The 12,441-nt window shown below is 40.4% G+C and carries 11 protein-coding genes and 2 tRNA genes; 4 read left to right on the forward strand and 9 right to left on the reverse strand.

Annotation, left to right across the window (positions count from 1 at the left end; all coding sequences use genetic code 11):
• Positions 1 to 171 precede the first annotated feature (171 nt).
• From WA249_RS00515 to WA249_RS00525, 3 genes are all read right to left on the reverse strand, one after another.
• Positions 172 to 507: a HopJ type III effector protein gene (locus tag WA249_RS00515; RefSeq protein WP_004794912.1), complete on the reverse strand. Its 336-nt coding sequence runs from the start codon at positions 505 to 507 to the stop codon at positions 172 to 174.
• A 251-nt stretch (positions 508 to 758) separates the two neighbouring features.
• The gene (locus WA249_RS00520) at positions 759 to 1,013 is read right to left on the reverse strand and encodes a type B 50S ribosomal protein L31 (RefSeq protein WP_002114896.1); all 255 of its coding nucleotides are present in this window, start codon (positions 1,011 to 1,013) and stop codon (positions 759 to 761) included.
• Between the two features lie 101 nt (positions 1,014 to 1,114).
• A complete protein-coding gene (locus WA249_RS00525; protein WP_336165905.1) occupies positions 1,115 to 2,413 on the reverse strand; it encodes an ABC1 kinase family protein in 1,299 nt (432 codons plus the stop codon).
• A gap of 256 nt (positions 2,414 to 2,669) precedes the next feature.
• On the opposite strand from WA249_RS00525, the gene WA249_RS00530 reads away from it, so the two are divergent.
• Entirely contained in the window at positions 2,670 to 3,917 is a 1,248-nt protein-coding gene (locus tag WA249_RS00530; RefSeq protein ID WP_336165906.1) for an SfnB family sulfur acquisition oxidoreductase, read from the forward strand.
• Positions 3,918 to 3,949: 32 nt separating this feature from the next.
• Positions 3,950 to 5,200, forward strand: coding sequence for an acyl-CoA dehydrogenase family protein (locus tag WA249_RS00535; RefSeq protein ID WP_336165907.1), 1,251 nt, complete (start codon positions 3,950 to 3,952; stop codon positions 5,198 to 5,200).
• A gap of 34 nt (positions 5,201 to 5,234) precedes the next feature.
• Here the strand turns inward: WA249_RS00535 and abeM are convergent, their stop codons facing one another.
• Together abeM and WA249_RS00545 are read right to left on the reverse strand one after the other, a co-directional pair.
• Complete coding sequence (gene abeM, locus WA249_RS00540; protein WP_336165908.1) at positions 5,235 to 6,581, reverse strand: multidrug efflux MATE transporter AbeM; 1,347 nt, start codon at positions 6,579 to 6,581, stop codon at positions 5,235 to 5,237.
• Between the two features lie 33 nt (positions 6,582 to 6,614).
• Complete coding sequence (locus WA249_RS00545; protein ID WP_016139387.1) at positions 6,615 to 7,076, reverse strand: DMT family transporter; 462 nt, start codon at positions 7,074 to 7,076, stop codon at positions 6,615 to 6,617.
• Positions 7,077 to 7,192: 116 nt separating this feature from the next.
• Here WA249_RS00545 and hemW point away from each other — a divergent pair, with 116 nt between their 5' ends.
• Entirely contained in the window at positions 7,193 to 8,347 is a 1,155-nt protein-coding gene (hemW, locus tag WA249_RS00550) for a radical SAM family heme chaperone HemW (RefSeq protein WP_336165909.1), read from the forward strand.
• 49 nt (positions 8,348 to 8,396) lie between these two features.
• Here the strand turns inward: hemW and WA249_RS00555 are convergent, their stop codons facing one another.
• Positions 8,397 to 9,152, reverse strand: coding sequence for an SDR family oxidoreductase (locus WA249_RS00555; protein ID WP_336165910.1), 756 nt, complete (start codon positions 9,150 to 9,152; stop codon positions 8,397 to 8,399).
• 112 nt (positions 9,153 to 9,264) lie between these two features.
• On the opposite strand from WA249_RS00555, the gene WA249_RS00560 reads away from it, so the two are divergent.
• Positions 9,265 to 10,161: a LysR family transcriptional regulator gene (locus WA249_RS00560; protein WP_336165911.1), complete on the forward strand. Its 897-nt coding sequence runs from the start codon at positions 9,265 to 9,267 to the stop codon at positions 10,159 to 10,161.
• 63 nt (positions 10,162 to 10,224) lie between these two features.
• Here the strand turns inward: WA249_RS00560 and WA249_RS00565 are convergent.
• The 3 genes from WA249_RS00565 to WA249_RS00575 all read right to left on the reverse strand — a co-directional run bounded on the left by WA249_RS00565 (position 10,225) and on the right by WA249_RS00575 (position 12,424).
• Positions 10,225 to 10,300, reverse strand: a tRNA-Lys gene (locus WA249_RS00565).
• 22 nt (positions 10,301 to 10,322) lie between these two features.
• Positions 10,323 to 10,398 (reverse strand) — tRNA-Lys (locus WA249_RS00570).
• A gap of 184 nt (positions 10,399 to 10,582) precedes the next feature.
• A complete protein-coding gene (locus tag WA249_RS00575) occupies positions 10,583 to 12,424 on the reverse strand; it encodes a long-chain-acyl-CoA synthetase (protein ID WP_336165912.1) in 1,842 nt (613 codons plus the stop codon).
• Positions 12,425 to 12,441 lie beyond the last annotated feature (17 nt).

Raw genomic sequence — 12,441 nt, forward strand, 5'->3', positions numbered from 1 at the left:
ATTAAACATTTACTATCGTGACAGGCGGCATGGATGCCGTCGTTTCGTTGTGCTATATGGATGTAGCATCAGCGTAACAAAGGGTTTTGTCACTTTTGCCCTCAAAAGTGAGGTATTGCCTATTAATAGGCATTAGAAAATCTCATAATTTGAGGCTGTGCTAAAAAATGATTAAGCTTTTTCAGCCAAAGCCTGACCTTCAAACTTCACACCATCCCAACCATTTTGCATAAACTGACGAATATTTTGATGGTCAGTGCCCTCCGGGGTAGCCAATACAGATGCATAGTGCTCTGCAAATAAACTTAAAGTTTGAGCTTGGTCTAAACCTTGTAACTTGGCAAAAGAGAAAACTTTTGCACTGCCTTGGTTTTCAGTCGCAGCGTTATGCTGTGCGCCATTTTGAAAAGCTGTTGGAGTATGTTGGTAACGTGCTTCAATATGAGCTAAAACGTCTGAAAATTTTGCTGTGCCTGCTTGTAATTGTGCAAGTAACTCTTGTGCCATTATCTTAAACTTCCTATTAAATGAGGGTTTAAGCATAGCATCGAATAGCAACTTTGAAAGCTTGGTGAATACAAAAAAATGATAAGTTGTGGGAAAAATAAGAAGAGTTTTTATACAAGTTGTGGATAAGTTCTCTTTTATACACAACGTAAAAAGATCGAAAAAATACACATAAAAAAAGAAGCCTAAGTGGAGGAGATCGTCTTAGGCTTCCAATGATTTAAGTCTATTGATCAAATCTTAACGTAAGATTAACTCTTACGATTAAAGCGAGCGAAGCGTTTATTAAAGCTAGCCACACGTCCTTCGTTACTTGCTTGACGTACTTCACCTGTGTAGAAAGGATGTGATGCACTTGAAATATCAAGGGTTACATAAGGATAGACTTTTCCTTGATATTCTTTGGTTTGTTTAGACTGAAGAGTACTACCAATTAAGAAGTACACGTCTGCATTGGTGTCATGAAATAACACTTGTTGATAAGCAGGATGAATATCTTTACGCATGAGAGATTGTCCTAAATTATTTTTGATTAAAGAAATGTTATAACATAACAATTAAAAAGTCAATGTAACCCTTAGAAGGCTACATTGATCAGTAAATTAAGTTAGTTAGACGGCGGGACAAGCTCTTCAAATAGACCGTTCAGATTGTCATGTACCTTTAAGTGAATTAGGTTCCAGTAGTGTCCTGAAATGGTTCTATTGACCATAAGCGTATCTGGTGAAGGCTTAAAGACATCCCAGTACTTCAAAGATTTTTTCACAAGCAACATGCCATCATGATGTGATGAGTTCTCGGCAAAATCATAGGTGGTATTAAGCGGACGTAATAACACTTCAATCCAGAGTTTATATAGATCACTCGGGAACTTACCTTTTTCGGCTAGTGAATGTAGCTTAAGTAACTCTGTTTCAATAAGATCAATATCTTCATGACGAGCTGCATTTACTAAACGCTTAAAGCTATACACAATTTCATTTGAAAGTGTTTTAACACTGCCATAGTCATAAATAATGACACTGCCGTCTTGGCGGAAGGCAAAGTTACCCGGGTGAGGGTCACAGTGAAAACGTTTTAAAAAGAACATTTCCTGACCTAAAGCACGAATCAAACGACGTCCAATCGTATTTCGAATTTCAATAGGCCAAGCGCTGGCAGTTTCAATGCTGTCACCTTGTTCGAGGCTCAAGGTTAAAATACGTCTTGAAGAGTAATCTTTATAAACAGTAGGGATGATAATTTTGTCATCTAACTGGCTATGAAAGGTTTTAAAAACTTCAAGGTTTTGAGCCTCGATTTCATAGTTAAGTTCTGCTGAAAGACTATCCTGAATTTCTGTAAAAAGCTGATCTTGTAGCTTTTTATCAATTTTAAGTACGCCCATTAAACGAAGGGCTAAACGCACTTGTTTTAAGTCACTTTCACAGGCTTCATCAACACCTGGATATTGCACTTTCACTACGACTTGTTCGCCACTAGGTAGTGTAGCTTTGTGAACTTGACCAATTGAAGCAGCTGCAAAGGGTTCTTGATCAAAAGATTTAAAGGCAACATTAAGCGGTTTTCCAAGCTCACGTTCAACTTGTTGCTGAATAGCAGCAAAAGGTATGGCTGGGGCTTGGCGTTGTAACTTTGAAATTGCTTTAGCAACTTCGGGTGGGAATATATCTTTATATTGAGATGCAATTTGGCCGACTTTCATGACCGCACCTTTCATTTCGCCTAAGGTGTCGGCAATTTGCAAACCAATATCCTGAAATAACTTGGTTTTTGAAGCCAGCTTTTGCTCTTCATCTGCGGTCAAGTTTCGAATCGAGTTAGAAACGGTTTTCGTTGCAATGCTCGCGGTCATTCCTGCAAGTTTCATAAATCGTTTGCCTGGTGAACTTGCATTCTTTGCCATGTCTTCGATACCTCATTGACTACAACATAATATTGCCTAGTTTTGATCATAGGTGACAAAGCTTAAAAAGCCTATATGAAATTGTTTATCTCATGTAAGAAAATTTTCGAAAAACAAAATGTTATTTTTATAGTAAAAAATATGAAAAGCTTGTGAAAATCCATTTCATAAACAAAGCTTTAATATATATAAAGTGTCTGTTTTTTTGATGCTAATGTGAATGGCAAGTTAAATAAAAATAGAGACAACAAAAGTTATGACAAGTTTAAGTTCAGCCCATGGGCGGTCTCAGGCGGTTCCTTTATCTGTGTTTGAGCAGTCAAAAGATGCGCATATTATTCGTTCTGATGAAGAAGCAATTGAGGTTGCGAAACATCTTGCTCAAGAGTTTGCACAAGAGGCATCCGATCGAGACAAGGAGCGCCGTTTACCCCTAAATGAAATTCAACAGTTCTCACAAAGCGGCCTATGGGCCATTACGGTTCCTAAGCAATTTGGTGGTGCACAAGTCAAATATCGAACTTTGGCTGAGGTCATCAAAACAATTGCGAGTGTTGATCCATCTCTTGCACAGCTTCCCCAAAATCACTTGGCTTTTATTGAACATTTACGTCTTGATGCAGGCCCAGAACAACAACAGTTCTTCTTTAACTTAGTGTTGAGAGGGATTCGTTTTGGCAATGCATTTTCGGAAAAACATAGCAAAACGGTGGCTGACCTCACTACCACATTAAAAAAGACCGAGCACGGTTATGAAATTAATGGGAAGAAGTTTTTTGCAACAGGTGCATTGCTTGCACATTGGGTTCCAATTGTTGCTGTAAATGAACAGGGGCAGCCTTATGCTGCACTCGTTCCTCGGGAAACTTCAGGGGTTAATATTATTAATGACTGGTCTGGTTTTGGGCAACGAACCACGGCCAGTGGAACCGTTGAACTTAATCAAGTTCCAGTACGTGAAGAATATCTCATTCCGATTTATCAGGCTTTCGAACGTCCTACACCAGCAGGTGCAATTTCACAATTTATTCAAGCTGCTGTCGACGCTGGTATTGCACGTGGCGCCATTGAAGAAACAATTCACTATGTCAAAAATCATAGCCGTGCATGGGTCGATTCAGGTTTGGAAAAAGCGAGCGATGACCCATATACGATTGCAAACATTGGTGATTTAAAAATAAAACTTCGTGCAGCAGAAGCAGTATTAGATTTAGCAGGAGATGCGATTGATCAAGCGATTGCCGACACGACAGAAGAACATGTAAATCAAGCGACATTACTGGTTGCTGAAGCAAAAGTACTCACTACAGAAGTTGCGATTTTAGCAGCGAATAAGCTTTTTGAGTTGTCTGGAACACGTTCTACTTTGTCAGAGCTTAATCTGGACCGCCATTGGCGTAACGCTCGTACTCACACCTTGCATGATCCAGTGCGTTGGAAATATCACATTGTTGGTAATTATTACCTGAATGGCATCCATCCACCGCGTCATGCATGGAGCTAAAGTGAAGAAAAAATAAGATTAGGAGAATAAAGATGACAATTACTCAAATTGAATTAGAAGAACTGTCTGTCGGTGCCGATTATGAAAAGGTAGCAAGTAGATTTCGTCCAGTTTTTGAAAAAATTGCTCAAGGTGCAATTCAACGGGAAAAAGAACGAATCCTACCTTTTGAACCGATTCAGTGGTTAAAAGAACTTAAATTAGGTGCGGCACGGGTACCCGTTAAATATGGTGGAGATGGGGTGTCATTGCCACAACTTTTCCAGCTTCTAGCTGAGTTAGCACAAGCAGACTCGAATATTGTGCAAGCTTTGCGTGGACACTTTGCTTTTGTCGAAGACCGTTTAGTTGCCCATAAAGAGCATTCGCAAGAAGTCTGGTTTCAGCGTTTTGTACAAGGTGATTTAGTTGGAAACGCATGGACCGAAGTTGGAAATGTACAGATTGGTGATGTCGTTACCCGAGTAACCAAAGATGCTTCGGGCAACTTGGTGGTGAATGGTGAAAAGTACTATTCAACAGGAAGTATTTTTGCAGACTGGATCGACTTATTTGCTTACGATGAAGTGAATAATCGTCATGTGATTGCTGCTATTTACCGTCATGAAACAGGGGTTAGTGTGATTGATGACTGGGATGGCTTTGGTCAAAAGACAACGGGTAGTGGTACTTTAAAAGTACATCAGGTTCATTTGCCTGCCTCGCACCTTATTCCATTTGACCAGCGTTTTAAATATCAGACCGCTTTTTATCAGGTTGTCCACCTTGCAACCCTAGCAGGGATTGCACATGCCGCGGTCGAAACTTTTAGCCAAGAAATACGTGAGCGAAAGCGTATTTTTAGTCATGGTAATGGTGACCTTGTTCGTCACGACCCACAAGTTTTACAGGTGGTGGGTAAAGCCTCTGCTCAAGCCTATGGAAGTCTAGCAATTACGGTTAAAACAGCAGAAGCATTACAGAAGGCTTATGAAAGTCACTTTAGTGAGTTAGAGGTGAAAGAACATCAGTTTAATGTAGATGCAGAACTTGAGTCGGCGCAAGGGCAGGTAGTGATTTCTAATTTGGTACTAGATTTAACTAGCCAGTTATTTAATGCTTTAGGTGCATCGGCAAGTAGTCAGGTTAAACAACTCGACCGTTTCTGGCGTAATGCACGAACAGTCTCTTCTCATAATCCACTCATCTATAAAGAAAAGGTGATTGGCGATTGGGAAGTGAACCGTACCGATTTACCCTTTGTCTGGCAAATTGGAGCAAGCCCACGGGCAAAGTCTGCATAGTGAAAAAGAGCCGATATTTTATCGGCTCTTTTTATTAGGTTTGGCTTAAGCGTTTGGTATTGATGTATAACCGCGAAAGTAATAAGACACAGGCAATGCTTAAACCAATAATTAAGCCTAGCCACACACCAGCTACGCCCCAATGGGTATAACGTGCTAAATAAAGACCAATTGGAAAAGCAATCACCCAATACGCCATAAGCGTAATCCACATCGGTGCTTGAGTATCTTGCATACCTCTTAAACAGCCAGCGGCACTCACTTGCAATGCATCCATCAACTGATATGCCATTGCAAACCAGAGTAAATACATCGCAACAGGAGCTACGGTTAAGTCTTGAGTATAAATCGAGATAATTTGTTCACGGCCTAGAGCAATAAAAGTCATGGTTAATATGGCAAAAAATATTGCTGTGCTGAGACCAATCTTTTGTACCTGATACATCGAAGCCCAGTTCTTTTCACCATAATAAGTACCGACACGGATGGTTAAGGCAATGGCTAGTGAAAGTGGAATCATAAACAGCACAGAGGTAACGGAAATTGCGACTTGGTGTGCAGCAATAAACACTTCACCAAGTGGACTAAGGACCAATGCACCTGTGCTAAAAATGCTAATCTCAAAGAACACAGCTAAACCGATTGGCAAGCCAAGCTGTAAAATTCTTTTAACTAAAGCCATATTAATTTTATCAAATCGGCCAAAAATAGACGTGTTTTGATAAGCCGAAGCTTTATAAATATAGCCAGCTAAAGTAATCAGCATGAGCCACTGTAAAATGGATGTTGCAAAACCACAGCCCGCGCTACCCAAAGCAGGTATTGGCCCTAATCCATGCATAAAAATCATGTTAAGAGGGATCAATACAACTAAAGCTAACATGCTAATAGCTGTGACAGGGCGTGGATGGCCTAATGCTTCTGAATAGCCACGTAGCGCTGCGTACATGGTCACAGCTGGCATACCCAAACCAATTGCATGCAAGAATAGACTTGCTTTAGGTCGTAAGCTCTCTGGTACACCGAACACATGCAAGAAAAACGGCATAAGCTGCAAAATGAGCATTGCCAGGACACCTAAAATGACGGCAACCCACAATGACTGACGAACAACGACAGGGATCTGCTCTGTATTTCTTGCGCCTTTTGCTTCGGCTACCAAGGGTGTAGTTGCAATCATAATGCCGCTGAACAGGAGCATGATTGGAACCCATAAACCGACCCCTACAGCAATTGCTGCTAAGTCAGTTGCAGATAAATGCCCAGCCATAATAGTGTCAATTAACCCGAATCCTGCTTGAGCAAACTGGGTAATTAAAATCGGTAGCATTAAGTGGAAGAGTTGTTTTAATTCAGACCGAAAAGATGTGACATTCGACACAAAAGGTACTCTTTTTAAATATAAAAAATGAAGCTAACGCTGCAAAGTGAGTACCACACCAACAAAGATGATGACTCCACCAAGAAACCGTTGCCATGTAACAGGTGTCTTTTCTGTGCCCAACCAACCAAAATGATCAAGTAACATAGAAATAACGATTTGCCCAAAAACGACTAATCCTGTAAAGGTTAAAAAACCAAGCTTAGGTGCAGTATAAATGCTCATGCTGATTGCATAAACCCCAAGAAATCCTCCAGTCCAAAGAAGCCATGGAATATTTGATATTTCACTTAAAGTGGGTTTCTCAGCACTTTGAAAGAAAACCATAACTGCTAAAACAATTGTACCTATGAAAAATGATAATAAAGCTGCTTGTAAGGGTGAGTGTAGTTGTTCACGTAGTTGAGCATTGATTGCAGTCTGAAAAGCCATGGCAACACCAATTCCCATAGCTAAGGGCAAAAACAGGAAAAGTTGGCTAGAGAATTTCATCATTTTTATCAGTATTTAAGAATGTTTAAATTTAGTCTAAAGCAATTAAGGTATGTTTTCATAAGCCCATTGATGCAGTCATGTTAAAATAGAAATATTGTGTAAATTGGACCTGCTCCTTGGCCGTATTAAACCCTGCTTCTGTTCCGTTATCTTTATATATCCATATGCCTTGGTGCGTGCGTAAATGTCCATATTGTGACTTTAACTCGCATGCCATACCAGACGGAGCACTTTCGTCAGAACTTGAGCAAACCTATTTAAAAGCGTTGGTCGCTGACTTTGAAACTCAACTAGAGATGGCACAGGGGCGTTCAATTCATAGTGTGTTTATTGGTGGTGGAACCCCTTCACTGATTTCGGCACAGGGTTATGTTTGGTTATTTGCAGAACTTAAGTCATTGCTTAAGTTTGAAGATGGCTGCGAAATTACCTTAGAGGCAAATCCGGGAACAGTAGAGCATGACCCGTTTGCAGGATATTTAGAAGCAGGCATTAACCGCTTATCGATAGGTGTTCAGAGCTTTAATACTGATCATTTGCAAAAGCTTGGACGTATTCATTCTGCAAACAATGCAATTGAAGCGATTCAACAAGCAAAGCAGGCTGGCTTTAAGCGAGTGAATGTAGACTTAATGCATGGTTTGCCTGAGCAAACGCTAGAGCAGGCGCTCTATGATCTCAAGCTTGCTGTAGAAAGTGGCGCAACACATATTAGTTGGTATCAACTCACCATTGAACCAAATACCGTTTTCTTTCGTACCCAACCCGTTCTACCGCAAGATGAAATGCTTGAAGATATTCAAGAGCAGGGTGAGGCATATCTTAAGGCAAATGGTTTTATAAATTATGAAGTTTCGGCATGGCGTAAAGAGCTGCCTTCAGCACATAATTTGAATTATTGGGAATTTGGTGATTATCTTGCGATTGGGGCAGGTGCACATGGCAAAGTGACACGACCAGATGGTGTGTATCGGTTCCAAAAAACTCGTTTGCCAAAAGACTATTTAGCTAAGGTTCCAGCCGAACATCTGCAAATGAAAAAGATTGAGGCAGAAGAGCTACCTTTTGAATTTATGATGAATGCTTTACGTTTAAATGACGGTGTAAAAGCTGAGTTATATGAACAGCGTACCGGCTTAAGCTTAGATCATTTAAATGAGGTACTCACTTCACTGCGAGCTAGAAAGCTACTGGTAGAGGATAGTTCTCGTTTGGCTTGTACAGAGCAAGGACATATTTTCTTAAATTCGGTACTAGAAGAGTTCTTGTAGTAAAGAAGCAAACTAAAAAGCCGCACTATGAGATGCGGCTTTTTTGATTTTAGCGAGTGGTGTAGCCACCATTTGCAAAAATTGTTTGACCGGTAATCCACCAACCATCGGTTACCAAAAAACGAACTAGAGGCTCGATATCTTCAATTTTGGTGAGCCCACCTAAAGCTGAAGCTGATTTATGGTAAGCCACTGCTTCGGCAGATTCCTGTCCATAAAAGAATGGTGTATCCATTGGGCCTGGTGCAACCGCAGTTACGGAAATCTGGCGATTACCAAATTCTTTTGATGCAGCGCGGGTGTAATGCTCAACAGGCGCTTTTAAGCCTTCATAGGTTGAGTACAGCCCAGTGTAAGCTGCAAGAAGCGAAGTCACGATTGAGCAGATTTTTCCGCCGTCATTTAAATGCCGACCAGCCGACTGAATAAAGAAATAGGCAATTTTTGAGTTGATATCGCTCATGCTATCAAACTCTTGTTCTGTGGTTTCCAAGAAGGATTTTTTCAAAACCTTTCCAACTGTGTTAATGGCAATATCAATTCCACCAAAATGCTGTTTAGTGTCGATAAAGAGTCTTTCTATATTATTAATATCCGTTAAGTCTGCCTGAATTAAAACAGCATCTACACCCAAAGCTGTTACATCGGCGAGAGTCTGTTCTGCATCTGCTTGAGTTTCAGCGCTATTGTAGTGAATTGCGATTTTTGCGCCTTGTTCTGCAAATTTACGGCTAATGAGACCACCTAAGTTTTTTGCACCGCCTGTAATCAGTACAACTTTATCTTTAAGCGTATGAGTTGTCATGATGATTGTTCCTATGATGACTTGTTCTAATGTGTTTTTAGTCTAGATTAGCGGTAATTTTTGATCAATTATGCTAGTTTGGTTTAACTATTCAGAAAATACGAACAATTAAATGGATCGGTTGCAGCAATTTTTTATTTTTTCAGAAGTCGCTAAACGGCAAAGCTTTAGTGAGGTAGCAAATCAGCTTGATTTACCTCGCTCGACAGTGACGAGTGCAATTCAGCAACTTGAAACTCACTATGGTGTTCGGCTATTTCACCGCACCACGCGCAAGGTAAGCCTCACTCAAGATGGACAAAGAATATTGCCCGAATGTCAAAACCTATTATTTGACTATGAACAGCTTGAACAACTCATACAAACGCAAAAGCAGCATTATCGTGGTACGCTAAAAATTTCAATGCCCAGCCGAATTGTGCATCAAGTGATTATTCCTGAACTTCCCGATTTTTATAGTCGCTATCCAGATATCCATTTACAGCTGAATAGCTCAGATGACATCACTGACTTGATCGAGAAGGGAATCGATTGTGTTGTTCGGGTGGGGCAGCTAGATAATAGTAGTTTGATCGCGAAGTTTGTTGGTAATTTGATTATGGTGAACTGTGCAAGTCCTCATTATTTGGAACAGTACGGTGTTCCTGAACAATTGGAAGATTTATCACAGCACAAACTCATTAACTACGCAGGAGCCGTAGGGGAAAAGCAGGGCGTATTTTTATATCAAGATGGAACAGTGATGATCGATAGTGCTTTAAGTGTAAATAATACAGAAGCCTATGTTGCAGCGGCTTGTGCTGGCTTAGGGATTATTCAACTTCCATACTATGATGTTCAGGATAAAATAGAGCAAGGAACCTTGGTTGAAGTGTTAAGTGCACATACGCCTCAATCCTTGCCACTCAATATTTTGTATCCGAACCGAAGTTATATTCCTAAACGTTTAGAAATCTTTATGAACTGGGTTAAAGACATTTTATATAAGAAATGCATCGTCATCTTTTAGTCATGAAATTAAAATAAGATAACAATAAAAAAAGCCTCTCGCAGTGAGAGGCTTTTTAGAATTTGGTGGGTCGTCCGCGATTCGAACGCGGGACCAACGGATTAAAAGTCCGCTGCTCTACCAGCTGAGCTAACGACCCAAATAGGTTCAAAACAGATAAGTGGTGGGTCGTCCGCGATTCGAACGCGGGACCAACGGATTAAAAGTCCGCTGCTCTACCAGCTGAGCTAACGACCCTGAACAAACATTCAAACACTGTTTGAATGTGAAGTGCAAGATAACTAAAAGTTTTCTAACACCACCTTTGTTTTGATGTCGCGTATTTTAGCAAGTTATTCAACTAACACAAGAGGTAAATCAAAAACATTTGCATGATTGCCTATAAAAAGCACGATTTCCTCTTGTTTAGCTAAAAAATGAACTAAAAACGGTATTTATATGCCTGAATGTTGTCAAAAATTTCAGTTGTGACGTCACAATAGCTGTTCGCACCAGGTAATAAAGCGAGTAAACGTTCAGAAGTTTTGCCTGGATTAAACGAATCTTCCTTCAATTTATTCTTTTGATATTTAAAAGTGCCTGTTGTTTCAACTTTAGCTTGCACACGTAAAAACACGGGTACTGCGTAAGCGGGTAGGCATTTTTTAAATATAGTGACCATTTCTGTTAAATCAGACTCATTTAACTCGGCACCATCAGCAAGTGTGATTGCTGCCATACCAGCACGACCATTGGTATTTGGAATTTCTACACCATAGACCACCGCTTCAGCGATCTTGTCGTATTCACAAACCATGTTTTCAACTTCAGTCGTAGATACATTTTCGCCTTTCCAGCGGAAAGTATCCCCTAAACGGTCAACAAACTGGGCATGACGGAAACCAATATTACGAACAAGGTCACCTGTGTTGAAATATGAGTCACCTTTTTTAAAGACATCTTTCATAATCACAGATTTATTCTTTTCTGGGTCTGTATAGCCGTCAAAAGGCGAGCGACTGGTAATTTTACCGACCAGCAAACCGATTTCACCTGCTTTAACTTTTTTACACCAACCTTTTTTATCGCGTACAGGTTCGTTTTTCTCTTTATCAAATTCAATAATGGCGTATGGCGTAGGAGAGAAACCTACGGTGTTGTCAAAGTTAAAAATATTACTAAACCCGACATTGCCTTCACTTGATGCATAAAGCTCAAGAACTTCTTTGACACCAAAACGTTGTTTGAATTTATCCCAGATGTTTGGACGCATGCCGTTACCGATCATTTTAGTTACGCGATGGGCACGGTCAATTTCTGTAATAGGGGCATCCATTAAGTAACGGCAAAGCTCTCCTACATAGCCAATTGCAGAGGCATTAAATTTCTGAACATCTTTCCAGAACGCACTGGTTGAATATTTACGTCGAATTGCAAGGGTAGAGCTTCCCGCAATCACACCACACCAGCAAACTACGACACCTGTTGCATGGTAAAGCGGTAAAGTTACATACATCACATCATCTGGGCCAAGGTTTAAAATGTGACCATAGGTACCATATGCGAGCGTCCAGCGACTGTGTTTGAAAATAACAGCCTTTGGTAAGCCTGTAGTACCCGAAGTATAAATATAAAACAGGCCATCATTCCCATGAACAGACTGCGTAGTCGATGGGTTAAATTTTGGAAATTGATCAATTTCTATTGCAAGATTGGCATAACCTTGAGGTGCTGTTCCCACATCTTGACGTGTAGCCTGATCTGCAAACCAATGGAAACGGTCTTTAGGAACATTTAAGTCCTGACGAATTTCATCAATGACCGCTCGAACTTCTTCACCTGCAATGACGGCAATTGGTTTTACCAGATTGATACTATGAGCGAGGACCTTACCTACTTGAGAGGTATTAACAAGCGCAATCGTTACCCCAATTTTAGCTAAGCCTACAATCGTGGCGATAAGCTCAGAACGGTTCTCAACCATTACGGCAATCACGTCACCTTTCTGTGCGCCGAGGGAGAGATAGTAATGAGAAATTTGGTTAGCCCATTCGTTTAAAGCTTCATATGAGTAACTTTGATCTTCAAATAATAATGCAATACCTTGCGGATTTCGCTTAACAGCTTTTTCAAAAGCTACACCTAATCCCGTTGGTGTATTTGCTGTTCTTAAATAAGCCTGTTTAAGACCATTCAGGATATGGGGTACCTTGGGGATGAAGCTAGGAAGTCTTGTTGCAACATCACCAAGCGTAATGATATCGGTCTGTGTTGTCTGGCTCATATCAATCCTATTTATTT

The organism is Acinetobacter sp. 161(2023) (assembly GCF_037027805.1).
Classification (GTDB): domain Bacteria; phylum Pseudomonadota; class Gammaproteobacteria; order Pseudomonadales; family Moraxellaceae; genus Acinetobacter.

What these genes read in the sequence shown, in the direction of transcription:
- WA249_RS00545 (WP_016139387.1), bottom strand. Translation starts at nt 7,076, where the DNA reads ATGATGAAATTCTCTAGCCAACTTTTCCTGTTTTTGCCCTTAGCTATG.
- WA249_RS00520 (WP_002114896.1), bottom strand. Translation starts at nt 1,013, where the DNA reads ATGCGTAAAGATATTCATCCTGCTTATCAACAAGTGTTATTTCATGAC.
- WA249_RS00525 (WP_336165905.1), bottom strand. Translation starts at nt 2,413, where the DNA reads ATGGCAAAGAATGCAAGTTCACCAGGCAAACGATTTATGAAACTTGCA.
- WA249_RS00530 (WP_336165906.1), top strand. Translation starts at nt 2,670, where the DNA reads ATGACAAGTTTAAGTTCAGCCCATGGGCGGTCTCAGGCGGTTCCTTTA.
- WA249_RS00560 (WP_336165911.1), top strand. Translation starts at nt 9,265, where the DNA reads ATGGATCGGTTGCAGCAATTTTTTATTTTTTCAGAAGTCGCTAAACGG.
- WA249_RS00575 (WP_336165912.1), bottom strand. Translation starts at nt 12,424, where the DNA reads ATGAGCCAGACAACACAGACCGATATCATTACGCTTGGTGATGTTGCA.
- WA249_RS00535 (WP_336165907.1), top strand. Translation starts at nt 3,950, where the DNA reads ATGACAATTACTCAAATTGAATTAGAAGAACTGTCTGTCGGTGCCGAT.
- WA249_RS00515 (WP_004794912.1), bottom strand. Translation starts at nt 507, where the DNA reads ATGGCACAAGAGTTACTTGCACAATTACAAGCAGGCACAGCAAAATTT.
- WA249_RS00555 (WP_336165910.1), bottom strand. Translation starts at nt 9,152, where the DNA reads ATGACAACTCATACGCTTAAAGATAAAGTTGTACTGATTACAGGCGGT.